Raw genomic sequence first — 23835 nt, 5'->3', positions numbered from 1 at the left:
TTTCAACCTCATATGGCTAAACGACCGAGGGATATCATGTTGCTGCTAACCCTTTAGCGCCCCAGCCGTAATTCCTCCTGTAATCTGCTTTTGAAAAATGCTATAGAATACAATGGTCGGTCCCATGGAGATAATCAGGGCTGCAAAAAGGGGGCCCCATTCCGTTCTGTACTGCATTTCCCCCTGCATAACCGCAATGGCTACCGGGATCGTATATTTGGTTGGATCATTGATCAGTACAAGCGCGAACACGTATTCATTCCAAATATTCAGCACCGTAATGATCGCTACGGACATCAATCCCGGCTTGGCAAGCGGAAGCATAATTCGGAAGAAGATGCCATAATGAGAAGCCCCGTCAATCGAAGCTGCTTCTTCAAGTTCACTTGGCAGCGATTTGAAAAAACTGACTAGGACAAATACGGCAAACGGCACGGCAGTAACCATGTAGACTAACATGAGACCGAATAAATTGTTCGTTAGATGAAGATCATTCAGCAAAAAGAACAAGGGAATGATCCCCAGAAATGTTGGAATCATCATATAGGAAAGGTACGAATAGTACAGTAAACCGTTTCCTCGAAAGGTAAATCGGGCAATGACATAAGCGGTCGTAGCCGACAAGAGCACACCCAGGACTGTGCTGACTACTGTCACAACAAGGGAGTTCATAAAATTTTGGCCAAAATGATATTTTCCCCACACGAACGAAAAATTCGACCATAGTAAAGGGAAGTTTGGCAAGTCCCACGGTTTGCCAATAAAAAACTGCTGGTTATCTTTCAAGGAACTGAAAATGGTCCAGAGCAGCGGATACAAAATGCAAATGGACCAAGCGATCAGACACACTTTGAAAAACACGCGAAATGCCGGATTCATCATACGTTGACTCATAACCATTACTCCTCTACGTTAATTCAATGGTTTCTCTCTTCATCAGTCTCTGCAAGGTTGCTGTCGTGATCAAAGAAAGAACCAGAATGAGAACGCCAATCGCAGACGCATAGCTGAATTTGCCGAACTTGAAGGCATTCAAATATAAATAGGAGCCCATAACCTGTGTGGCATTATCAACTCCGCCTTCAAAGGTCATGATCGTCACGATGACGAATGAGCCATTCAGTGTCGTCATCACAATCCAGACCACGGATGTCTTGATCTGCTCCCACGAAAGAGGAAGAGTAATGAGCCAAAATTGTTCCCACTGTGAGGCGCCGTCAATGTCAGCGGATTCAAATAAGGAAGACGGAATGCTAAGAATGCCTGCGACGAGCAAAATGATGGTAAATCCGATCCCTGCCCAGATGGAAGGCGGCAGAAGCGCGAATATCGACCATTTATCGCCTAACCAAGCGAAATCGAACTTTTTATCCGTAAATAAAGAGATAAAGGAATTCAGAAAACCAAGGTTCGGATTATACACATACCGCCAGAGAACCCCTACGACAACTACGGAAAGCACATTGGGCAAAAAGAAAATGATCCGATAGAAGCCTGAACCTCTGATGTTGAGCCGAGTAAGCGCTACCGCGAAGAACATGGACAAAACCATAAAGCCAATGACTTTACCGATGACTAGAATGTAGTCGTTTCGAATGGTTTTCAAGATGACATTGTCATGGAACATATCATTAAAATTGCCAAGACCAATAAAATTATAAGTCTCAGAACCACCCGACCAATCAAACAAGCTTAGATAAATGCCTTTGAACATCGGGTAGACGGTAAAAACGAGATAAAGTAGCAAAGTCGGAAGAATAAAGGAAAGAATGAACATATTCCGCTTCATCTTCGCAGTTCCGGTTCTACCACTCATTTTCCGATCTATCGGGCCAGCTGCAGCTGTCTTTCTCTCTTTCATACTTCCCTCCTATCTAAAATTCCGACTGATAAGGGGAAGCAGGCAAGCTTCCCTGTTTATCAGTCAGATCCTTATGGTGACTTATTTCTTTTCTTTCGAGCGAATTTTGTCAGTCGCTTCTTCCATGCGATCCGCCCATTGCTGAGGTGTAATTTCACCTTTCGTAAGCGCAATCGTCGCATTGTTTCTCGCTGTTACCAGTTCTTCTGGGATCACGATTTCAGGCGCAACAACCGTATTTGGTGAATTATAGAACTTGGCTGCTTCTTTGGTTAAAGCCGGTGCATTTGTACCTTCCAGATCTGCTTTAATGTTGGAAGGAGCTTTGGAAAGCTCTGCCCAAGCCTTGCTTTGCTTTTCAGTGAAAATGAATTGCATGAAGGCTTTGGCTGCGTCAGGATTTTTCGCTTTTTTCGCGATAGCCACTGTGGAGGTGTAAGGGTTCGCTACGAACTTGCCGCCTTTGTCTTGACCGATGGAAGGCAGGAATCCGAACTCGAATCCAGCTGGAATATCCTTGGCCATCTCGCTTTCAACCCAGATGCCTGTCGGGATGAACGCTGCTTTATGCTGCAGCCATTGGGACTGGGAATCCGTGTGGTTCAGCGCCGGAGACCCTTTATCGATAAGCCCTTTGTCCCTCATTTCCACGATTTTGGCGAGTGACTTCATGACTGGTTCGCTCTTCCAAACCCCTTTTTCAAGTCCATTAATTTTCTTGAAGATTGAGGTATCGTAGTTGTTCATAGCGATAATCGTCGGGTCCAATAAGCCCCCATTGATGTAGTAAGGGTACACCCCTGTATGAATGTAATCGCTCATTTGACCATCTGCTTTGATTTTCTCTCCTAAAGCCATGAAGCTTTCGAAGTCAGCAGGCGCTTGCCAGCCTTTGCTTTTGAATAATGCTTTATCGTAGAATGTGCCCCATGATCCAAAAACAAGCGGTACAGCAAAGGCTTTGCCTGGTTTATATTCTTCCGGCTGAGCGATCAATAGATCGAGAATCTTTTTGCCATCTACGTTTTTGGCATCCTTCAGCCAGTCCGTAATATCCATAAGCTGATCGTCCGTTACCATTTGCCTTGTGTTAGAGCCAGCTCCGTCGATGTAAACAAAATCGGGCGGATTGCCTTGCAGCCAACGGGGCTTCATTTGATCATTAATTTTCGCTCCGGCGGATTCTTTAATCTTCAAGTCCGGATTTTGTTTTTGGAAATCGGCAATGGCTTGTTTCCACCAAGCGTCGCCATAGCCGCCGACAAAATATTGGATTTCAAAGTCACCGGCAAGCTTCGTTCCCTCCGGTTTGGCGCTGTCAGCCGGCTTCGCGCTTTCCACAGGCTTAACGCTTTCAGCTGGCTTCACAGATGCCGTAGTCGTATTCGCGTTATTACTTCCGCAGGCCGTTATCAGCAGCACCGTCGATAACACCATACCCCATGTCATTGCTTTTTTTGGCTTCATCATCGTATAGACCTCCCAAGAGTTTTGCGGAGCAAACGTGCAGGAAAGCGTCCGCTTCTGGTATTTGCAATTCCTTTACACACTTTAATCATAGTAATTTCCCGCCTATACAACCATTGAATTTAGTACTGTAAATAGTTAAAAATGTACTGTCTTTTCTTTGTTTTTGGACGACGAAACAAAAGCCAGGAATCATTTCCTGACTTTTGTGCAACATGTATAAAATTAGCGACTCTTCTCCAAAGCGATATGCTGCAGCCTGTCAAGTGCCTGTTTGGGCGTCATTTGACCAAGCAGCACCGTCTGCCCCATATTTCTAGTTGCGTTAAGGACCGCAGACCATGCCGGATGATTAATCGGGTAGAACTTCGCATTTTTGATCGCATTTAAATTTTGTTTTATCAAGGTATCATCTGCCGCCATTTTATCCCCCACCGTCCGAATCGTAGGCAGAAATCCCTCCCTAAGAACAAATTCTTCATACCGGGCGTCTTCATAAATAAAATCAAGAAATTTAGACAAGGCGTCCTTATTGGTATGATCGGTTTTGAACGACATCCACACATCCTGTACGCCAAGCACCATAGGCGTCTGGCCTTCTTTAACGGGGATCGGCCCTTTGGCCCATTTTAATCCTGGGAACTCCTGCGGTACGACAGCCTCGAAATAATTACCCGAGATCAGCATACCGAGTTTGCCGTTTCCTAGAATTCGCTGTTTTTCATCACGCGTCGTAATCGCCGGCTCTGGATCTGTCAAGCCCTTGTCATACAAGCTCTTGAGGAACGTCAATCCTTCCACATTTTCACGAGAATTGATCGTCCACTCGCCATCCTTCATCCAGCCACCTCCGGCACCGTAGAAGAAATAGGAGAGGTAAGCCCATATTTCATTATCCGTCAGATCGACGCCAAAACCGTCCACTTGCTTTCTATCTTTGATGAGGCGTGCTCCTTCTTCTAGACCCGTCCATGTTGTAGGAGGTTCTGTCAGACCGACATCATTGAAAATATCTTTGTTATAATACAATTCCCGGAGTGTTGTTACATAAGGAACCGTATATTGCACGCCATTCATCTTGCTGCTGTCCATCAGATAGGGGTAAAATTTATCCTTCAATCCCGGGGAGATAAGTTCATCCATGTTGTTGAGAAGTCCATCTTTCGCGAAATGTGCGTAAATGTTCGTGAGCAGTAAATCCGGAGGTTGATTGCGGCTAATCATTGTATTATACGCACTGTCCAGAATGTCCCAATTGATGACCTGCAGCTCCACCTTGATATTGGGGTACTTGACTTCGAACTCCTTCACGACATTTTCAAAATAAGGTCTCGTAGACGCGCTATATTCCGGGGCTACAAACGAAATAGTCGCTTGAGCCTCATGATCGGTGGAGACTGGAAGGCGTGCATCTCTCCACATACATCCCGTTAACAGCGTGGTCGTCATTTGAAGGAGTACTAGCAAAGATACTTTTGTACGTCTATGTAAGTTTCTCACCGGTTCGACTCACCCTTCCGTTCTACCCCTATTTTTCTACCAATGGAAAGAGAAGCTCTTGATTTTCCTGCGTATACATGTTTTCTTTCGTGATAACAACAGCATCTATATTCACCTTTGGATTCACTTTAATCCCGTTTAAAGCTTGCACAGCCGTTTCCAGGGACAAATACCCCATATTAAATGGCTTTTGAACGATTGTTGCCTGTAAACTGCCTTCCTCCAATAGTTTAATCTGGTAAATGGAGCTGTCGAAACCTACGATGTTAATTTGATTTAACCTTTGCTTCTCCTTCACAGCCCTGGCTGCTCCCAGAGCAGCTGTTTCACTCAAGCCAGCAATCCCTCGAATGTCCGGATACTGTGCAAGCAGATTTTTCACACTGTCATAAGCACCATCTTCCGTCCCGTCAAATGCATAATTGCCAGCGTATTCAACACCCGGAAAGTCAGCAATAGCGTCTTTAAAACCGTCCTCACGATCCTTTTCGACGATGGAGCCTTTCCGGCTGCTGAGTGTCATAACACGGTATAAGCTTCCGTTCTGTCCACCGGCCAATATCTTTCCAGCCTTTCTACCCGCCTCGTTATTGTCCGTTGCAATAAGACTTGCTTCTACATGCGTTTGAATCGGGGAGTCAATCAGAATCACCTTGATGCCGGCCGCTCTTATTTTATCTACCGTTGGTGTAAGTCTTTCGTAATCGGTCGCTGCCAAAATAATCGCATCAGGTTTCTTCACAAGCGCCTCATCCAAATTACGAATTTGGCCAGCTGTGTCCGTTTCTGATAACGGACCCGTAATCTCAATGTTGACAGCCAGCTCCTTGGCTGCCGCCTTTACACCTGAACTCACCATCTGCCAGTAATCCGAGCGAATATTGTTCGTTTTCAATACGACGGCGATCTCAAACTTTCTCTGATTCGTAATGCGCAGCATCTCCACACTGTAGACCACTAAGAAGCCAATCACAATGACGAGCAGCACGGCCAAAAACACGGGCTTTTTAAGAACCATCTAGCGCTCCTTTCTGGACACATTTGGGCAGCACAATCGTAACCTCCGTCCCCTCCCACTTCTCACTGCGAAAGCTTAAACCGAACTCATGGCCAAAAAGTTTAATGCGTTCATGAACATTGCTAACCCCAATACCTCGGACGATGCCATCTTTCATTTTCAAAATCTGATCCAGCTTCTCCGGCTCCATGCCGACCCCGTTATCCGCAACTACAAAAACAATCGTATCCCCGTCTTCTTTCCCCGTTATGTGAACCAAACCAGGCTCCAAGCTATTTTTGATACCATGATAGATCGCATTCTCAACAATGGGCTGCAAAATAATTTTGGGGATATGAATATCAAGAATCCCGGGATCTATGTCGATTTGAAAATCAAGCTTGTCTTTGTACCGCAGCGTTTGAATCAATAAATAGTTGGTGATATGCTCAATTTCCACTCGAACGGGCACGGTTTCATTGTTTTTATTAATAATCGCGCGAAACAGCTTGGCTAACGATGAAGTCATCAGAACGACCTCCTCGTGTTTTTTTCGCTCCGCCATCCAGATAATCGAATCCAGTGTATTGTATAAAAAATGAGGGTTAATTTGCGCTTCCAGCAGCTTCATTTCGCTTTTTCGTTTGCTTTCTTCGTTTTGAATGATTTGATTCATCAAATCTTTGATGCGGCCAACCATGATATTGAAGGTCTGACCCAATTGTCCAATCTCATTCCCGCTCCGAAATTCCGAACGGATGCTGAAATCTCCTTTTTCCACTTGCTTCATGCTGCTCTGGAGAAGTTTGATCGGTCTTGATAGATGGCGAGAGATGAAAAAGGAGAGGTATAACGCGATGACTAAAGCTAGAATCGTCCATAAAAAATAAGACAAATTAATTTGATTCTGATTGGCGATCAGTTCACTGGCATAGGCGACCCCCACGATTTTCCAACCAAAATGTGTTTCTTGAATCGTATAGATCCGTTTCTTGTTTCCTTCCCCCGTAACAAAGCTGCCGCTGCCAGACTGCTTCACCTGATCGATCATCTCCGTCTTGAGATTACTGTTAATCAGCTTCTGCTGGGGGTGGTACACGAGGTTTCCATCCTTGTCGATGATGAACACATATCCTCTTTTGCCCAAATTAATATGGCTGCATATTTCATTCAAGACACTCAAATTGAGATCAACAAGGAAAATACCTTCTCCCGTTATACCGTCTGCACTCTTTAACTCCCGGCTGAGTGATACCACCCAACGATACTCGTTTTGGATAAGGTTTTGGACATGCGGTGCAGAGATGACGGATTTGCCGCCTTCCGCTTTCGCGTTTTTGTACCATGGCTGTTCCTCGAACCCGGAGTTCGTATTCAAACTTGTAATCCTGCGGTCAGAAACAAAACGATTGTTATATCCAAAAACCATGATCGAGGCAATATCTTTCCGTGTAATTAAAATCGATTGAAATAAATCCGAGATTCGTTTCTCATACGGTCTGCGTTCCTCTTCGCTAATGAAGCCGTTTCCCGTTATATAATACTTCACATCTTTGTTCGTGGAGGCCAGCATAGAAATATCTTCCATGTTGGTTATGTAGGATTGAATATTGATATTAACCTGTTGAATAATTTCAGCTATGTAGTGCTTGGAATTCATTTCTACCGCGTCAGCCGAGAGCTGATAGGAAATATAACTTGTAATCGTTATCAAAAATAAAATCAAGCAAGAAAAGACGACAGAAATACTGGATTGGATGCTTCTAAATTTAAAAAGAAACATGCCGACATCCTTATCTTTTCTCATTGGATTTTCTCCCTTAACAGCTTATCTCGGTACTCCTTAGGGGATGTTCCCGTGTTTTTCTTAAACAACACACTGAAGTATTGTGGATCGGAATAGCCTACTTTCGCCCCGACCTCATAGGATTTCAGCACCGTATGCTGCAGCAAATCCTTCGCTTTTTCAATGCGGACCCGCGTTACATATTCCATGATCGTCTGTTCTTTGTGCTGCTTGAAAACGGTACTGAAATAGCTTCTGCTCAAATGCACATGGCGGCAGAGGTCATCGACCGTGAGATTCTCGTCGGAATAGTGCTCGTCGATATATTCGGTCACGCTCCGAACTTGCATTTTCGTCTGATCGTTTCTTTGCTCCGAAATATACGAAATGGCTTCCCTGCAAATCGACTTCAGCCAAGCTTCGATCTCATCCAGCGTTTTGAACCGATTAATATCTTTTATCACCATATCATGGCCTTGAAAATGCGCACTGTCATGTCCAGCAAGCTCGTGAATGGTGGTCATAATGGCAATAATAATCGCCTGAATTTGGAGATAACAAGCTCCTATCGGCATCAAAGATGCCTTTAAATTGCTTATTAACTGCCCCGTCAATAGGTGAGCTTCCTCGAGCGTCCCCGTTTTGACTAGCGTTGCAAACCTGCGATTCCACTCGATATCGAGCTGCTGTGCCGGTTTCTTGGCGCCTTCCATGTCCTGGATGGAAATGACTTTATTTTTCCCATGCAAAAACCGGTAGTCCAGTGCAGAAATCGCTCCGTTATAAGATTGCGGGAGCTCATGTAAAGATCTGCACAACGTGCCGACACCTACAGTGACCGTGAACTTCAAATATTTCTCCATGCAGAAACGAATCACTTCCGACACATGAAGCGCAGTTTCATAAGTCCCTTCTTCCGCTTCGCCGGAGAAAATGACAACCATTCGCTCCTCCCTCGTCCGAAAGACGATGGCGTTTTTCCCCTCCGTCACTTCTTGCACAATATTAAAGGCTGCGGATCGGAAAAGCTCCGGATCGTTTTGCCATTTCTCTTTCTTGATGTCATCAAAGTCGTCGATGTCAATCGCAACAACCAGATAAGGCGGGGCAATTGGCTGCAAGCTGAAATACGCGAATCTCTCTTGTACCCGGTCATCCCGCAAAGTACCACCCACCAACTGCTCAAGAAACCGTTCTCTTAACAAAGGCAAACTTTGATGAAGCTGCATCTTCAGAAGTGAAAGATTCTCACGGTTTTCAGCTTCCTTATCCATCTCATCTTTGACTTTATCCAGCAGTTGGCGAAGCTCGTTAGCTGTTATTGGTTTGACGATATAATCATGCACCTTCAAACGCAGTGCTTTCTGGGCATAATCGAACTCGTCATGACCCGTCAGGATAATTACCTTGATATACGGATAATTCAAGTGAATCTGCCTGGTTAATTCAATTCCGTCCATAAAAGGCATGCAGATATCCGACAAAACGAGATCTGGCCGAAGTTCTGCGATGGCTTCCAACGCTTCGCTGCCATTTCGGTAGTCTCCAATACATTCAAAGCCGTGCCGCTCCCAATCGATGCTCTCTTTGATGCCTTCTCTGACTTCCACTTCGTCATCAACGATCACGATTTTATACATCGTATACACCCCTGTCTCTACATAAAAAAACGGATTTCCGATCATGTCAGGAATCCGGCCACAGCTATGGATGCTTCATTTCCTAATATTATACAAGTCTTTACTTGTATCGGAAAGGAGTCTAATTTGTATGATTTTGTCGATCTATCACAATAAATGTGCGACTATCCAAGCGGAAGCAAGTGAAAACACAAAATCAAGCATTATTTTTACTTATTTGTGCACGATTTTTACCTTGGGTGGGAAAAACCCTGACGGATCAAATCCATCAGGGTTCGGTGTTAGCAGGTTCTATCAATGGGAACTACAGGCCCAAGCTCACTTCGTCAACGAGGGACTCGGCACATTCTGCTTCCTCCGCAGCCAAACGACAAGCCCGAATACAACCACAGTCGCCATAGACACCCATGAGCTGTATAGAAAAACTTGTCTCATGCCGTACGCAGCGCTCATGATTCCCCCCAAGAAGCTGCCGATGATGCGGGCAGCTCCAAGGCTGAGCAAGCCATTCAGCGTCTGACCGCTGGCTTTCCACTCAGCAGGCACTTCACGGTTAATGAATGTCGCCAAGGTCACAGACAATACAATGAAGATCACACCATGCAGCGCCTGTACCGGTAAAATCCAATACGGTTGATCAATGATGGAAAATAAGAACCACCTGATGCCAGACGCGAGTGCGGCAATGATTAATATCATCGAGATCGAAACGCGCTTGAAGATCCAACCGGAAAACAACAGGAACGGCAGCTCGCTCATTGAAGAAATAACCATCGACCATCCGAGCAGCAAGCTGTCAGCCCCCATTTCCTTGAAGTAAATGGGGAAAAAGGCATAATAATAGCCCAGTGTAACTTGTACAATAAAATTAATGCCTAAATAAAACATCAGCTTCCCATTGCGGAATAGCTCCCGAAACCGTTTGCCGGTTACATTGGCCTGACGGCTCGCCGCTGGCGGAAAACACCATAGCAGCAATAACCCGGCAAGCATCGTTCCTGCATAGACAGGGAACATGGAATTAATGTGGGATTTGGCGACGATCCCGAATACAAGCGACATCGTGGCGAAACCAATGGTACCTCCAAGGCGAATCCAACCAAAATTCCATTTGGGACGCCGATCCAATTCTTCCAATGTTATCGCATCGCTTAACGCGAAAATAGACGTTTGGAAAAACATGAACACGCAAATTAATATAAGCAAATAAATGAACTGATGCGAAAGCGGGAAGAACATAATGGAAATGCCGCTCCCGATTAAAAGCAAAGCAAGCACACTGTTTTTGGTTTTGGCACGATCACCAAGTGCTCCCCAGATCGGTTGGCCTAACATGGCAACGAGCGGTCCAAGGCTGAGGAGCATGCCAATTTGCTCCTGAGAAAATTTGACGTTATACAGGTATACCGGTAAAAATGTGCCGTACACCGCATTCCCCATATAAATGACTGCGTAAAACAACAAAAATGCGTAAAGTCTCGTTGTAAGCCCCTTCTTTCTTTCAAGAAATATAAAAAGCCAGCCCTCCAAGATGAAGGGCCAGCTCCGACTTAAGGTTATTAAAACTGTACGACAAGTCCACTTAGCGTTCAAGTGTTTTTTTCGTAGAGGCCCCTTCCTCCTCTTGCAGCCTGCCGCCAAATACATCTCGGATCGCTTCCAAATAGGCCATTCCGTTGATCGTATCCGGCTCCAAATAGCTGCCCTCCGTCCATTCGTTCCACGCATTGATGGTGAAGATGGGAGGTTGCGTCATGCCGCGATCGAGAAATGCTTTGACACCCTCCAAAGCCAGCTTAAACGCTTGTGGTGTATTCCCTGCGAGGGTAGCCATGTACGGATACCCCAAATCTTCAAAAGTTTCCGATTGCACCGTTCGCGGAGAGGAATCCCAGCCCATCGTCACATTCGGATAATAAGGCAGCTTATAGTCTGCCGTGAACTTCTCATAATCAAGCTGCGACTTCTCTCGAATGGCTGCATAATCCGTCTCCGGGAACAGATCCTGCGGCTGATGATGAATCCATACATACGAAGAAATACTGTCCAGACCAAGCTGCTCCAGCACTTCATGGATATTCGCAATCTTTTGCTCCGTAGGCAGTATTTGCAGCCCCCAAACGACGACGTTTAGGTGCAGCTCCCCTAATCCGGCCGCCCGCACTCTTTCACGGAACTCTTGTAAAATTCGCGCCGTTTCCGCAATTCCGCCTAAACCACGAATCAGGCTGTGAATTTCGTAGAACGAGACATAAAGCCCTTCATTCACACGCCAATAGGATGGATGTGAAAAGTAGTTCTGAATCATATGGTCTGTCGCTTCAACGAAGCCCTTCTCACTGATTTGGCCTTCGGCCTGCACGTTGTAAGGTCGGCTGCGCTGAGCGGGATGAATATCGATCCAATCATGATTCGCCCACATAATGGAAAATTTCAATCGGTCATTGTTTGATGCTTGCAGAAACCCTTCATCCAGCGCTCGCTGCAAGAAGGGGCCATCCTCATACCAGTACCAATCAAAGATGAATGCCGTAAGGCCATGATCGGCCGCCGCTGCTATTTTACGAGCCATGACAGCCGGATCCGCTTCATCCTCGTAACCCCATAAAGGCACTTTCGGCTGCTGATGGCCGGGGAATTTAGGCTCCGCACGTTTCACCAGCTCCCATTCCGTCCATCCTTCTCCGTGCCACGCATCATTTCGTTTATCCCGATGGTAATTGGGAAAATAATAGGCTGCTGCTTCATAAGTTGCCATCGTCATCGCTCACCTCTTAGGCCATCCCATAGTTTCGAAACCTGTCTATATTGTATAATTGAAGTAATCATGCAACCACTTACAAAACAGACCTGCCTACCACCATTTCGGACATCGTCCCAAGAAATGAGGGAACTGAATGACCATGCCAAGAAAGCTGGGTTCCTATTCTGCCGCCGAATACATCGAAGAGAACGGTTTTCTCTATGTGAATGAAGTGAAAGAAACCCAATGGCTGCTAGAGCATGTTCACGATTTTATAGAGATCGTTGTTGTGCTTGATGGCAAAGGCATCCAATATATCGATGGCCAACCCATGCACGTTCAGGAGGGGGATGTCTTCGCCCTGCCCATCGGTGTTTCTCACGTTTTTCGTCCTTCGCCGGCCAAGCGTGCCGCCCCGCTGATCGTCCGCAATATCATTATTCGCTCGGAATGGCTCGAACATCTGAAGGTTTGCCTGCCTGATTTATCCATCAAGCAAATGATCGATTGGCTGATTGGTAAGGGGGATCATACCGACTCCCTCCAGCGCTGGGCCAAGGCAACCGATCACCTAGGGGCTATTCGCAGGATCAGTGAAAGCATGCAGGACATTCTAGCCAAACGAGATGCGGCATATTTAACGCAGGCCATGGCCTTGGTTACTGAACTGCTCGTATTGTTAATTCGCTGCAGCGAATGGCGGTTTGCCCCTATCTTGGCCCACATCAGTGACGCCAATAAGGAGTCATTGCCCCTTCCCCCAACTAGAAGTTCAAACCGCAACGTTGAACAATTCCTTGATTACCTTACTCATGCGATGCCCGATGACTATACGTTACCGATGTTAACTGAGAAATTCCAGCTGAGCGAGCGCCAGATTCTGCGGATCTGCCACCGGCATCTGGGAACTAGCTACATGCGTTTCGTTCAAAAGCAAAGAATAACGCATAGCTGCCGCCTTCTGGCATCTCCGGATTTGAAAATCTATGAAGTGATGCACGCTTCAGGCTTTCAGAATGCCGATTATTTTAATCGGCTGTTCAAAAGGCACACTGGCCTAACCCCAAGCGCCTATCGTAAATTGCTCCTGCATTAATAAGAAATCCCCCTGCCAACTGAAATGTTGAAAGGGGGATTTGTATGTAGGTCGTGTTATGCCGCCACCGTAGCCGCAGTTTGCTGCTTTTTATTTCGTTTGCGACCGCGCGCCTTAAGCTGCCAAATGACGATTCCCGTAATCATCAGGAACAGGGGCATCATGCCAAACACAAAAGCAATCAGTTTCGTCGTTTCTCCACCCCAAGTAGCAAAATGAAGACCTTTGCGCCAAGTGTTGTAGAGGTTGATGATCAGATGCGGGTTCGTTTTGTACAAAACAGAACCATTAGATGCATCCATATATACCGTGCTATTGCTGCCGCTAGAAGCTCCCAAGCCTTCCTTTAATCCGATTTGATACGATTGCCCAGGTTTCTGGGGAAACGTAATTTTAATCAATTTACTGCTCGGATAGGCTTGGTTGATAAGGTCCACGACACGGTTTACAGGAAGCGGAGTCCCGTCCTTGCTTTTGGACTGCAGGGCGCTTGCCGGAATTTCTTCCTTCGCTTTAAATCCGACGATGGTTGGAATCGACTTTTCAAAAGCATTGACAACCCCCGTCAGCGCAGCAAACAGCAGAACAGGAATCGATATAATCCCAATTACCTTATGTAAGCTCATATTGTGCAGCAACTTGCTTCGATTGCTAATAATTTTAAAACCAGAGGCCATTCTACGAATGCCCGGCCACCACAGATAAGCGCCTGACAGCAAAATGAGAATCAGTCCAATCCCTAAATATCCTACAACGGAAGCGGCATTCGCTTTACCGATGACCGAGGTTAGCAAGAAATAACGATGCAAATTATAGATCGTTGCGAACGGCTCCTTGCGCTCCTCCAACACTTTTCCAAAGGCTTCGCCCGTGCCTGGATCCGCATAAATCAAGCGGCCGTCCTTGCCTTCCTTGGACAGATGAACATGATAAAAACCGTCCGTTTTCGTCATATCAATCCAATCCGTTTTAAAAGCCGGATTCAAAGCATCCGCGTGTTTCTGAATCTCCGCCACTCCGACATCACCCGGTGTAGGCGATTGGCCGATTGGATACATCCAGCTTTCCACCTCAGGCTCAACCATGATCAGACTACCCGTCGTGCAGGTTGTGACAATGAAGAGCCCCAATACTAAACTAAGGATTAAATGAATCCTTAAAACAACCTTGCGCATCACTATACTCCCCTATCTCCCTATAAAATGGTCTGAAATGCCGATTTATGCTCATTTTTATATTTAATCCCGGATTGCAGCGTGGAGATCATCATGATACCTCTCCAAATCAGCAAATCGGTCACTTCAGCTTGCACATTATAGGAATGCAGCAGGATGCGCCCTTTTAAATCTATCAACTTATAGATCCCTATATTGGCACATACGTACACATCTCCTTGATACGAGACTAACCGGTTCAAATGCATGCCTTCAAAACGTATTTGATGGAAACCGCCCATCTTATTGCCCATTACCAAACCTCCACGGGAGGTTGTGCCTATCAACTTTTGGTTGAAGACAGCCAAACTGGTCACCGCTTGATTCAGCGGAAGGTCACACCAGTCCCCTGTCAATAAATCATAGAACGCGACGCCATCTTCATAACCAAGGAATAGAAAGTGAGGAGTTACCAACATGTCGAACGTTTTCTTGTTGTGGTAGGCAAGTGGCTGCCACTTGCCTTCGCTGCCGCAAAGGAGCCCTTTGGAGGTCAACACAAAACGATCCCCCCAGCCGATCACCCGGTAGCAGGGATCGACGACAGAGGTTTGTTTCCAAACCTCATCTTCCAGCACATATAAACCACAATTCGTAGAAGCGTATAATTGAGAATCCACCCAATCCAAGCGGTGAATATGCAGATGATCAGGCAAACCTTGGGAAGCATTTTCCCAGGAGCGGAGAGGCGTGAATTGAAAGACACCCTTTCCATCTGTTCCCGCGTACAGAACCCCTTCGTTTGAAGTGGTCAATGTTGTGAAACGCAGCGGCAATAAATCATTGCTGGACTGCCAAAATCGGTTGCTATCCATGAAGCTCCCCCTACTTTTTACATGACTAACCGGCCGGAGCAGCACGGACAGTTATCATTTTGCATATAGACTTCTGAAACAAGTTTTAAATAGTCCATGGAGCTGCTTAAATCCATATCCTCCGGATTCATCCGGTATTGCTTGCCATTCATCAAATTCCACACTTGCAGACGCTCCGGCAATTTGCCAAATGCTTTGTAGCAATATACGACCGTCATATGGAAAAACATCTGCACCGCAGCCTCGTTTTCTTCCATCATATATTTATGAATGGCGAACGAATCTTTCGTCGGCTCCATGACTTGCATAATCATCGACAAACCCAAGTTAAGTTCTTCCACCCACACATTGCTGCTCTCAAAAAGCATGAGCGGGCATTCCACAGCATTTGGCCCGGTAAGCGCTTTGTACAGATGCGTAAGCACGCTTCGCTTAACATCCACATAGAATCCTAGTGAATCAAACTTGCGAAATTTATTCGTCCAGCGACGCTCAAATAAGTTCGTTAAGGTCAAGAACGATCGAGATTTGAGCGGCAGCGAGTACCATTCGTTAATCGCGTGATAGGCGGCATATTGTGTAAGCTGTTTCCAATCCGGTTCATCCGGCCGGCCCTTGCTGATCACTTGCGTATGGCTCCGAATCCAACGCTCCAGTTGATAATCAGCAAGCACTTGCATGGTTCCCATGCCCATTCCGACTTCATTTGCGTTAATCATATGTATGGGACACCCCCGTGATGTGGTTGATAGCTTGAACTAATTGATAATGATTTTCAATTTCACTTAATATATCAAATGATAATGTTTCTCAATATAACTGTCAAGATATCTGCAAAAAAAAGTAAAAGGGAATCCCCAGCCCCTTATCGCGGCCTGCGGGATTCCCTTTTATTTCTCCTTCATTGCTTTCTCAGCTTCAGACTTGATATACAGGTTCCTCTGTAATAAAAAGTCACGCATATAGGCTTCCAAAAACCATTTGTCCGCTAATATTCCCAAAACACCCATCGGTGAAGAATACTCAAAAATATCAATCATCCGTGTTCTTCCGCCTTCGGCTTGGATAAACTCGTGGGTGTGCTTGAAACTTTTGAAAGCACCACGAACTTGTTCATCAACAAAATAAGACGGGCGTTCCATTTCCGTTATTTTCGCGGTCAGCTGCTGTTTGATCCCAAAATGAATCGCTTCCCACGTCACGGTCTCCCCCAGTTCGATCAGTCCGCTTGTGCGGCCTGCGATCGGTCTTTCCCTGGTCTGAGCGGTTGACTTCGCATGGATATCGATGCTTCTGGCCAAGTCAAAGATGACTTCTGCCGGTGCGTGAATGAACAATTCAATTCGAATGGATGGCATGCCATAATTCCTCTGCAATTTTTTTGAAAACGAGCGCTTGCTCCCAGCGATTGGAGATTTCCTTCCCATCTTCTCTGACCATCGCGTAGGAAGCCGGTCCCAGCTCACACACAAACGGGAAAAAGTCCCCTTCGGCAGCTGTTTGCGCCCAATATCTCATCCCTTCACGCCACCACCCGGCAAAATGTTGCACCATGGGATGCTCGCCATGCTCCCCGATATCCACCTGGACTTGGTTGCCGTTCGATACTCGGGCATGAATGCTTGAAGTGCGCTGCAGCAGTTTGGCGAATAAGCCTTCTGTCACCGGGTCAACCCCTTCTTCGGCAATAGCTGAACCGACGATGTAATGAGACAGATCGTTCGTTAGTCGCAGTTTCGGAAGCGCATCAACATATTCTGCTGTCCGAAGCAGATCTTGGGTCACACGTCCGCGGTGCGTTTCAACGAAGAAAGGGATGCCTACTTCCTCAGCTTGCTGAATAAGCCCATTCAACCCGGAGATGGCTTCGATACCGACCGTATATTGATCCAGCACTTGCGCGTTGATATACCGGGCTCCAAATTGTTTGGCCGCCTGCAGGAATACCCTGATATCCTCTCCTGCACGCGGGAAGGGAACCATTTGTACCCCAAAACTAAAACCATACTTCTGCAGCAAACGATGCCATTTATCCGCTTCTTCCCCTTGGGGCAATCTTCCTAAAATACCGGTAAAGCCGGCTTCCGCCAGCTTCTCAAATTTCTGTTCCATGGACCATTCGGTCTCACCGTTTCCTAGTCCCGACATCGCCCACCAGGATTGTTGAACATCTAATCGTAAATGGCTGTTAACCGTCATCATTTTCGCCTCCAACAAACCCGATTCACTTACTAAAGCATTCTTGCAAAAAACGAATAACTTTTCTGTGATGCTCTTCACTCGTTTCGTGCCCCGAGAATGGATAATCGTAGATAAGTTTTGAACAAGTCAGCCGGTTATAAGCGGCATATATCGTATCCGGCATGCAGACGGTGTCCTTCCAACCGACCGACATCAGCACAGGAGCCTGAATACGATGAGCAAGGTTCACTATGTCGAAATAGGCCAATGACTCCAGAGCCTGTCCCAGCTTATCCGGATGGCGCTTCAAGTAGTTGGCGATCTCCGTAAGGGAGCCTGTGGAATGCAGAATGCCATAATCCAAATGGCACATATTCGGAATGTCGGCAACGACTGCCTTGACATGAGTGCTGAGTGCTCCGGCGAGCAGCGCCATGCCGCCGCCCTGGCTTGCGCCGATCACTGCGATCCGGCCAGCGTCGATTTCTGGCTGCTGCCGGGCGGCTTCCACGGCGCGAACGACGTCCAGCGCAAGCGCCATATAATAGCTGCGCTCCTTGGTGAGCAGGTTCTGCGAAACCCAGCCTTTTGCCGAGCCGGCATCATCCTGAAGGAGATTGCCTGTTTCTCCTGTTTGGCCTCTGGCGTCAACGGCCAGAACGGCATAGCCGAGCAGCAGCCAGACGGCGTACCGCTCAGGGAGGCCTCTGTCTCCGGTATAACCGGGGAACATAACGACACATGGCGGCTTCTGGCTCGCACTCGGTCCATCAGGGACGAGAAACCACGCGTTAATTGGCGTGCCGTCATGACCGAGATAGGTTCAGCTTGTCCATCCGTACAGAAGGAAAGAACGGGGATTGCTGCTCCCTTCGGATCGATAACGGCTGCCGGGATGCCGCTTCGAGCGTGCTGCTCCAAAAAGTATCGATGCTGTTCCTATCGAGCGTTGGTGCTGGAGCGTATTGTTCCAGTTCTCTTTTGCGTTTCGTGAAAACATTCATCTTATGACATCCTCTCCAGATCGACAGGCTTCCTCTTCATGCTACCTCTCTTGCGTGATTATGTATATAGGTGTGTTGTGGCGCAACTGTGATGTGCAGTAATCTCCCTTGCTCCAAGCGCCGCTAAAAATTCAGTGTTACTGAGACACTTGGCGGAGGGGGATAACCTAAATAGCAGCCCATAGTTCCCTTCCGCGCGAAAAAGAGCCTATTTCGATGAAATAGCACCCTGTAGTTCCCTCTTTGCCAAGAAAAAAAAATGCCCCAGCGTTATCCGCTAGGACATCTCATCTATTCTGAATCCCGGTACCTCTTTGCTCGGCGCATCGAGCGCCGGCGGCTTCACATCAGGCAGAATAGGCCGACTTTGCCCATACAACTTCACGAAGATTTCTTCAATCTCATCTCCGGTCAGATCACCGCGCTGCAGAAGCTCTTCCGCAATGGCGTGAACGAAACCGTCGTATTCCTTGACAAGTTTCTTCACTTCGAGCATCTGATTTTTCAGCAGTTCATTAATTTTAGGTCGGAGCGCCTTCAAACCTTCAGCATGGGAGCCGACAGCGAGAAAACTGAACAGTTCATCGCCCATCCCAACCATGCCCAAGTATGATCCTGCCAGCAATGTTGCCTGCTGGAGATCCGAAGTTACTCCGTTCAATTTCTTGTTCAGGAATTCCTCTTCCACAGCACGAGCGGCCAGACAGACTTGAATTTCCGCTAAAATCTCGCTGTCGCTTCGGTTATAACGCTCATGCGTCGGTTTGGTCGCAGCGAGTCCGAGCGCACCGCCACGGCGAATAATCGTCACCTTCCACACGCGTTCATGCGGCTTAAGCAGGAACTGCGCTACCGCATGGCCCGCCTCGTGGTAAGCCACATTCCGCTTCTCATCGTCTCTCATCGAACGAAGCGGCTGTTTGAGCCCCCACTCGTAGGTCTCCATCGCAGCTCGAAAGTCTTCGTAACTGGCCACTTGGGCGCCACGCTGATGCGCGATGACTACGGCTTCGTTCACGATATGCTTGATCTGCGCCGGGCTGTACCCGATGGAGTCAAGTCCCGCTGCTTCCGCAGTAAGCGAAGCGTCCGTTTTCACTTTTTTCAGGTAGTACCGGAAGATGTCTACCCGTCCATCATAGTCGGGAACATCGACCCACAGCTGCCGGTCGAATCGACCTGGCCGCAGCAAGGCAGAGTCCAGGACGTCAGGCAAGTTTGTTGCCGCAACCGTCAGTACCGCTGGACGCTCCGCCTTTTTGCGGCGCAGCCCCAACGAACGGAGCAGCTTGGCGATTTTGGAACTGTCAATATTCGGCGGGTCCATCTGCAAGAGAAGCTCATTAAGCAAGCCGGAGCCTCCGCCCATGCCCATCATTCCCATCATGCCTGCGCCAGCGCCTCCTTGACGACTCATGCCGATTGCATCGATCTCGTCAATGAAGATAATGCAGGCGCCGTATACTCTCGCGAGCTTCCGCGCCTTCCGAAAGATACCCATTACTTTCAGGTTCCCTACGCCGAAGAACATGTTCTGAAAGCTCGGAGCTGAAGCGTAAGCGAAAGGCACTTGCGCTTCGTTGGCAATTACCTGAGCCAAGTAAGATTTTCCGGTGCCGGGAGGCCCGCATAACAGCAATCCACGGATTGCCTCCCCACCCATCTCCTTGAACTCCTTGACCCCTTTGAGCAGGGTCACAATCCGCTTCGCATTCTCAACAATTTCGGGGTTCCCCCGATAATCGTCCCAGGTTGCGCCGGTCTCGCCAGGCAATATCCAGTAGGTGCGTCCCCTGGCAAGAAACCAGAAGAGTGCTACGAACTGGATGATCATGAATAGTACTGCGAATAACAACTGGAATAACAAGCTGGCGATGGTTAACGCGGCATTCCAATAGGTCGGCCCTCCAACGAACAAAACTAAACCGATGATAACGAGGGCTGCTAGCCAGAGGATGAATTTTCGCCACCTAATCCACTGATATCTCCTCATGGCTTCACTTCCTTTCCTGGGACCAACTTAAAGAAGGCCCGCTATTTATTTATTGGAAAATTCTTTTGATATCCAATAAATATTTGAGAATGACAGCGAGCCCACAGATGAAATAAAAGATCACAAGAATCCAACCTGTGGGATCGATTGAAACTAAATTTACAAGCACATTCAAAGGTAAAACATAATAGAGGACATCTTTTAAATAACCTAGTACGAATGTAACATCGAATGCTCCTTCCCAGAACATTTTGAAGAAGGAAATTAGAAAATGGATAATCATTAGCCCGAATATGGCCCATAATGTGTAAATCATCCAGCCCGCAACTGTTAATATCATTTTTCACCACCACCTTCCTACATCGTATGCTAGGAATACTGACAGGTGAAAATGATATGAGATTCAGTTTCGACACTAGATTAAAACCAATATATTCTATTTATTTCATATTAAGACCGAGTGCGGTTCAAAATCAAGCACAATGTTAAGAGGGCTCCAGTTCTGAGTATAGGGATGAAAAATTTGGAATTTCAGCATAAGAAATAACAGTGAACATGTTCATAAATGTTACCATTTCTTCGGTTGATTTCCATCATTGGATGAGGGATGGACGAACGCAAAAAAGGTCAACCAGACATCCTGGTTGACCTACGATTTCATGTTTTACCATGGATTTCTTTTACTCGAAGAAAGGTGCTTTTTTCATGTAAATGACTTCTATTTTCTCATGCAGCGTTCCGTTTACTTCGGATTTAGCCTTAAGATCCAGCCACTCCGGATCTTCGAAAAAGGCTTGGAAGTTCCGTTCACGAGAAGCCATGTCCGCATGCTCCAGTACGTAATACAACCGCTCTTTGGATTCGTCCGCGTCTACCCAGAAATTCGTTACCTTCATCTCATGTTTAGCAAAAATGCTAATCGTACCATCCCGAAACCGATTCAAAATAGCTTCCATTTTCCCGGGAGTCACATCGTAGATCCGCAGTTCATATAGCATAATCCATCCCCCTATATCATTCAGTATTTGTCTTGGTGCAGAAAATTATTTACAGCTTACCACTGCCCAGCATTTTGGCCGCCATCGACATGAAGAATCTCACCTGTTACGAATTGTGCTGTTTCCAGATAAACAATAGCGTCAACAATATCCTGAGCCTCGCCCATTCGGCCTACAGGGTGCAATTGAGCCAAATAATTATGGGTCTCAACCGCATGCATCGGTGTTTTCGTAACCCCTGGAGCGACAGCATTCACGCGAATCCCTTTGTCCGCATACTCAATCGCCAACGATTTCGTGGCAGCGTTCAAGCCGCCTTTGGAAAGTGCAGCAAGCACGGACGGCACGGCTTTAATCGGCTGCTCGGCTGCTCCGCTTGCCGTAATGTTGATGATATGGCCAGAACCTGCTTTCTGCATTACCGAGAGCGCGCGTTGGGTAACATGGAAAAATCCTTCCACATTGGTCGCTAAAACCGATCCAAATTCGTCTTCCGTAATTTCTGTGAATGGTTTAGCAATAAAGATACCTGCGTTATTTACGAGTGTGTCGATACGTCCAAAGCGAGCAAGCGTTTCGCTGATTAAATGTTCAGCTGTTTGAGGATCTGAAATGTCACCTGCCACATATCCGATTTTTGCCCCCGTTGGATCAACCTCTCTCGCTGTTTCTGCCAGCTCTCGTTCGCGGCGACCATTGATAACTACGTTAGCCCCTCGTTTAACGAATTCCATTGCTGCTGCTTTCCCCATACCGCTGCTTCCACCTGTAATGACCACTGTTTTGTTTTGAAAATTCATGTTTATATTCTCCTTTGTTTACCTATTAAAAGGTAGGTTTTATTTATAAAAGTAAGATCTGCCGAGCTGATCTACTGCTTCATCATACAACAAGACGGATATCCTGAATAATATAGAATCGTGATACCGAGTATCTCAAATACATATAGCAAGGGGCTCCGTTGGAATTCATTCAATGGCAGCCTTCAATAATGGCCAATGCCTTCTCTATCTATGCTGTACTCTGTGCAACATAGAAGCCTCATTTCGACCGCTGCCGCCTTCTACGCTGTAAAAAGTACAGCGAAGAAAATAGTATGGAGCGGTTTTCACGTTATTTTGAATGAAATCATTGTATTTCATACAATGAAGAGCAGGCTGGTAGGGTTTAAAGCTGTTATATATTGTAGAAAGTGCAACCAAAACATTGCGCGTGGGCCCTCCGCTAGGTGAGGTCTGCAGAGGCGATAGTCACTTGACACAAGGCAGCCATACAGAGCGGAGTGGTCACTCATTTCTCATTTCATTTTCACATTACCGAATCAGTTTGAGCTGTTTCCGATCAGCGCTTCCAATACCCAGCGGCAGGCTCACCGCGCCCAAGAGGACAATAAGTGCAGCTCCAATTAAAGCGGACAAGTAGCTGCCATTTCCCGAGATCAGATGACCTGCAATGAGTGGTCCTATGATTTGCCCCAAGCCGAAGAAGGTGGTCAGCAGCCCAATTATTTTGCGATTATTCTGCGGATACAAGTCCTTGGCAAAAGAAACGGTCAACATCGTAATCCCCATAAAAGTTGCCCCGAACAGAAAGGCGCCGACAAATACGGCCGTTGAAGAATGAATAAGCACCGGAATCGCGATGCCAACGGATTGTAAGATCATAGAGAAAGTCAATGTCCACTTTTTTCCCCATTGGGAAGCCAACTTCGACCACAAGATGCACGAAGGCGCTCCAGCGATACCAACCAAGATCCAGCTTAGCGATGCGATGTTCGGGAGGTTGGAAACCGTCTTAGCGTACGCTACAAGGTAAGTCCCCGTAACAATGTAGCCCAAGCCTTCCAATCCGTAGGCAATCGTCAACCAAATCAATATCCTACGTATTCCTGAAGATTGCTCGTTCCGAGGCGACTGAGCCGTTTTCGCTCCGGAATGCTTGTCCCGCAGCAAATACCATGCTGTTAAACCAAGTAGCAGACTGATCAAGCCCAATCCCTTCCATACTTCGATCCAATCGCCTGTCTTTGCAAGCAGCGGAACCGAGACTCCAGTCAAAAGAATGCCCGCTCCCACGCCACCATAAAATATACCGGCTTGGAGCTGCGATAAGCGATCCATGATCATGCTGGAGGCGATGACAAACACGACCGCACTGGCAAGACCCGACAAAAACCGGAGCAAAAGCCAGATTTCAAGACTATGGAATTCCCCCATTCCCCAAGTCGTCACAATGCTGGCGATTAGCCCTGCAAGCAGCAGCCTTGAACGGTTGTTCACTTGAACCAGTGTCAGAAGAAACGCGCCAATCAGATATCCCAAATAATTGCTTGAAGCCAGATAACCCGCTCCCGCTGGTGAGAATAAATGGTTTTCCATCATCATCGGCAGGATCGGAGTAAAGGCGAATCTTCCGATTCCCATTGCTACCATCATTGCAGCAATGCCTCCTATAAGAACAGTAACCGTGTTTCTTTTCATTACGCGTTCCTCCTTTGTTAGTTTTGGATCGCGTAACTATGATACTTTGATTTTTGCTCA

At 46.8% G+C, this 23835-nt stretch carries 21 protein-coding genes; 1 reads left to right on the top strand and 20 read right to left on the bottom strand.

The window, feature by feature from the left end:
• Positions 1-45 precede the first annotated feature (45 nt).
• From GON05_RS05150 to GON05_RS05110, 9 genes are all read right to left on the bottom strand, one after another.
• The gene (locus GON05_RS05150; RefSeq protein WP_157318142.1) at positions 46-894 is read right to left on the bottom strand and encodes a carbohydrate ABC transporter permease; all 849 of its coding nucleotides are present in this window, start codon (positions 892-894) and stop codon (positions 46-48) included.
• A gap of 13 nt (positions 895-907) precedes the next feature.
• Entirely contained in the window at positions 908-1861 is a 954-nt protein-coding gene (locus GON05_RS05145) for a carbohydrate ABC transporter permease (protein WP_157318141.1), read from the bottom strand.
• Positions 1862-1942: 81 nt separating this feature from the next.
• Positions 1943-3331, bottom strand: a complete 1389-nt coding sequence (locus GON05_RS05140; RefSeq protein ID WP_307719918.1) for an ABC transporter substrate-binding protein — start codon at positions 3329-3331, stop codon at positions 1943-1945.
• 222 nt (positions 3332-3553) lie between these two features.
• On the bottom strand, positions 3554-4777 hold the full coding sequence (locus GON05_RS05135) for an ABC transporter substrate-binding protein (RefSeq protein ID WP_221435206.1): 1224 nt from the start codon (positions 4775-4777) through the stop codon (positions 3554-3556).
• A gap of 79 nt (positions 4778-4856) precedes the next feature.
• Positions 4857-5846, bottom strand: a complete 990-nt coding sequence (locus tag GON05_RS05130) for a substrate-binding domain-containing protein (RefSeq protein WP_157318139.1) — start codon at positions 5844-5846, stop codon at positions 4857-4859.
• The gene (locus tag GON05_RS05125) at positions 5836-7632 is read right to left on the bottom strand and encodes a cache domain-containing sensor histidine kinase (protein WP_157318138.1); all 1797 of its coding nucleotides are present in this window, start codon (positions 7630-7632) and stop codon (positions 5836-5838) included. The genes GON05_RS05130 and GON05_RS05125 overlap by 11 nt, the downstream gene beginning before the upstream one ends.
• Positions 7629-9251 carry a response regulator gene (locus GON05_RS05120; RefSeq protein WP_157318137.1) on the bottom strand — a complete coding sequence of 541 codons (1623 nt, stop codon included), beginning with the start codon at positions 9249-9251 and terminating at the stop codon, positions 7629-7631. Before GON05_RS05120 ends, GON05_RS05125 begins: the two co-directional genes overlap by 4 nt.
• Positions 9252-9569: 318 nt before the next feature.
• The gene (locus GON05_RS05115) at positions 9570-10781 is read right to left on the bottom strand and encodes an MFS transporter (protein ID WP_258567603.1); all 1212 of its coding nucleotides are present in this window, start codon (positions 10779-10781) and stop codon (positions 9570-9572) included.
• Positions 10782-10833: 52 nt separating this feature from the next.
• The gene (locus GON05_RS05110) at positions 10834-12009 is read right to left on the bottom strand and encodes a glycosyltransferase WbsX family protein (RefSeq protein ID WP_157318135.1); all 1176 of its coding nucleotides are present in this window, start codon (positions 12007-12009) and stop codon (positions 10834-10836) included.
• Positions 12010-12148: 139 nt separating this feature from the next.
• Here GON05_RS05110 and GON05_RS05105 point away from each other — a divergent pair, with 139 nt between their 5' ends.
• Complete coding sequence (locus GON05_RS05105; RefSeq protein WP_157318134.1) at positions 12149-13090, top strand: AraC family transcriptional regulator; 942 nt, start codon at positions 12149-12151, stop codon at positions 13088-13090.
• 56 nt (positions 13091-13146) lie between these two features.
• Here the strand turns inward: GON05_RS05105 and GON05_RS05100 are convergent, their stop codons facing one another.
• The 11 genes from GON05_RS05100 to GON05_RS05050 form a co-directional block, all read right to left on the bottom strand.
• Complete coding sequence (locus tag GON05_RS05100) at positions 13147-14265, bottom strand: PepSY-associated TM helix domain-containing protein (protein ID WP_157318133.1); 1119 nt, start codon at positions 14263-14265, stop codon at positions 13147-13149.
• 20 nt (positions 14266-14285) lie between these two features.
• The gene (locus GON05_RS05095; protein WP_157318132.1) at positions 14286-15119 is read right to left on the bottom strand and encodes a beta propeller repeat protein; all 834 of its coding nucleotides are present in this window, start codon (positions 15117-15119) and stop codon (positions 14286-14288) included.
• A gap of 17 nt (positions 15120-15136) precedes the next feature.
• Positions 15137-15838 carry a hypothetical protein gene (locus GON05_RS05090; protein WP_157318131.1) on the bottom strand — a complete coding sequence of 234 codons (702 nt, stop codon included), beginning with the start codon at positions 15836-15838 and terminating at the stop codon, positions 15137-15139.
• A 171-nt stretch (positions 15839-16009) separates the two neighbouring features.
• The gene (locus GON05_RS05085) at positions 16010-16477 is read right to left on the bottom strand and encodes an SRPBCC family protein (RefSeq protein WP_157318129.1); all 468 of its coding nucleotides are present in this window, start codon (positions 16475-16477) and stop codon (positions 16010-16012) included.
• On the bottom strand, positions 16458-17318 hold the full coding sequence (locus tag GON05_RS05080; RefSeq protein ID WP_246238834.1) for a sugar phosphate isomerase/epimerase family protein: 861 nt from the start codon (positions 17316-17318) through the stop codon (positions 16458-16460). The genes GON05_RS05085 and GON05_RS05080 overlap by 20 nt, the downstream gene beginning before the upstream one ends.
• 25 nt (positions 17319-17343) lie before the next feature.
• Complete coding sequence (locus GON05_RS05075; RefSeq protein ID WP_309491925.1) at positions 17344-18096, bottom strand: acetylxylan esterase; 753 nt, start codon at positions 18094-18096, stop codon at positions 17344-17346.
• Between the two features lie 485 nt (positions 18097-18581).
• Complete coding sequence (locus tag GON05_RS05070) at positions 18582-20297, bottom strand: AAA family ATPase (RefSeq protein ID WP_157318127.1); 1716 nt, start codon at positions 20295-20297, stop codon at positions 18582-18584.
• Between the two features lie 49 nt (positions 20298-20346).
• Entirely contained in the window at positions 20347-20637 is a 291-nt protein-coding gene (locus tag GON05_RS05065; protein WP_145655719.1) for a hypothetical protein, read from the bottom strand.
• A gap of 340 nt (positions 20638-20977) precedes the next feature.
• A complete protein-coding gene (locus GON05_RS05060; protein ID WP_157318126.1) occupies positions 20978-21295 on the bottom strand; it encodes an NIPSNAP family protein in 318 nt (105 codons plus the stop codon).
• A 56-nt stretch (positions 21296-21351) separates the two neighbouring features.
• Complete coding sequence (locus tag GON05_RS05055) at positions 21352-22095, bottom strand: SDR family NAD(P)-dependent oxidoreductase (RefSeq protein ID WP_157318125.1); 744 nt, start codon at positions 22093-22095, stop codon at positions 21352-21354.
• A gap of 513 nt (positions 22096-22608) precedes the next feature.
• Complete coding sequence (locus tag GON05_RS05050) at positions 22609-23775, bottom strand: YbfB/YjiJ family MFS transporter (RefSeq protein ID WP_157318124.1); 1167 nt, start codon at positions 23773-23775, stop codon at positions 22609-22611.
• Positions 23776-23835 lie beyond the last annotated feature (60 nt).

This window comes from Paenibacillus anseongensis, from assembly GCF_009757995.1.
GTDB classification, from domain to species: domain Bacteria; phylum Bacillota; class Bacilli; order Paenibacillales; family NBRC-103111; genus Paenibacillus_E; species Paenibacillus_E chondroitinus.
This window is presented reverse-complemented; position numbering and strand designations above follow the sequence as displayed.

Excerpts from the sequence above, each read along its gene's own strand:
- GON05_RS05060 (WP_157318126.1), bottom strand. The coding sequence starts at position 21,295 with ATGCTATATGAACTGCGGATCTACGATGTGACTCCCGGGAAAATGGAA.
- GON05_RS05090 (WP_157318131.1), bottom strand. The coding sequence starts at position 15,838 with ATGATTAACGCAAATGAAGTCGGAATGGGCATGGGAACCATGCAAGTG.
- GON05_RS05070 (WP_157318127.1), bottom strand. The coding sequence starts at position 20,297 with ATGAGGAGATATCAGTGGATTAGGTGGCGAAAATTCATCCTCTGGCTA.
- GON05_RS05050 (WP_157318124.1), bottom strand. The coding sequence starts at position 23,775 with ATGAAAAGAAACACGGTTACTGTTCTTATAGGAGGCATTGCTGCAATG.
- GON05_RS05080 (WP_246238834.1), bottom strand. The coding sequence starts at position 17,318 with ATGACGGTTAACAGCCATTTACGATTAGATGTTCAACAATCCTGGTGG.
- GON05_RS05130 (WP_157318139.1), bottom strand. The coding sequence starts at position 5,846 with ATGGTTCTTAAAAAGCCCGTGTTTTTGGCCGTGCTGCTCGTCATTGTG.
- GON05_RS05150 (WP_157318142.1), bottom strand. The coding sequence starts at position 894 with ATGAGTCAACGTATGATGAATCCGGCATTTCGCGTGTTTTTCAAAGTG.
- GON05_RS05055 (WP_157318125.1), bottom strand. The coding sequence starts at position 22,095 with ATGAATTTTCAAAACAAAACAGTGGTCATTACAGGTGGAAGCAGCGGT.
- GON05_RS05120 (WP_157318137.1), bottom strand. The coding sequence starts at position 9,251 with ATGTATAAAATCGTGATCGTTGATGACGAAGTGGAAGTCAGAGAAGGC.
- GON05_RS05135 (WP_221435206.1), bottom strand. The coding sequence starts at position 4,777 with ATGACGACCACGCTGTTAACGGGATGTATGTGGAGAGATGCACGCCTT.
- GON05_RS05085 (WP_157318129.1), bottom strand. The coding sequence starts at position 16,477 with ATGCCATCCATTCGAATTGAATTGTTCATTCACGCACCGGCAGAAGTC.
- GON05_RS05110 (WP_157318135.1), bottom strand. The coding sequence starts at position 12,009 with ATGGCAACTTATGAAGCAGCAGCCTATTATTTTCCCAATTACCATCGG.
- GON05_RS05095 (WP_157318132.1), bottom strand. The coding sequence starts at position 15,119 with ATGGATAGCAACCGATTTTGGCAGTCCAGCAATGATTTATTGCCGCTG.
- GON05_RS05125 (WP_157318138.1), bottom strand. The coding sequence starts at position 7,632 with ATGAGAAAAGATAAGGATGTCGGCATGTTTCTTTTTAAATTTAGAAGC.
- GON05_RS05065 (WP_145655719.1), bottom strand. The coding sequence starts at position 20,637 with ATGATATTAACAGTTGCGGGCTGGATGATTTACACATTATGGGCCATA.
- GON05_RS05140 (WP_307719918.1), bottom strand. The coding sequence starts at position 3,331 with ATGATGAAGCCAAAAAAAGCAATGACATGGGGTATGGTGTTATCGACG.
- GON05_RS05145 (WP_157318141.1), bottom strand. The coding sequence starts at position 1,861 with ATGAAAGAGAGAAAGACAGCTGCAGCTGGCCCGATAGATCGGAAAATG.
- GON05_RS05105 (WP_157318134.1), top strand. The coding sequence starts at position 12,149 with ATGACCATGCCAAGAAAGCTGGGTTCCTATTCTGCCGCCGAATACATC.
- GON05_RS05100 (WP_157318133.1), bottom strand. The coding sequence starts at position 14,265 with ATGCGCAAGGTTGTTTTAAGGATTCATTTAATCCTTAGTTTAGTATTG.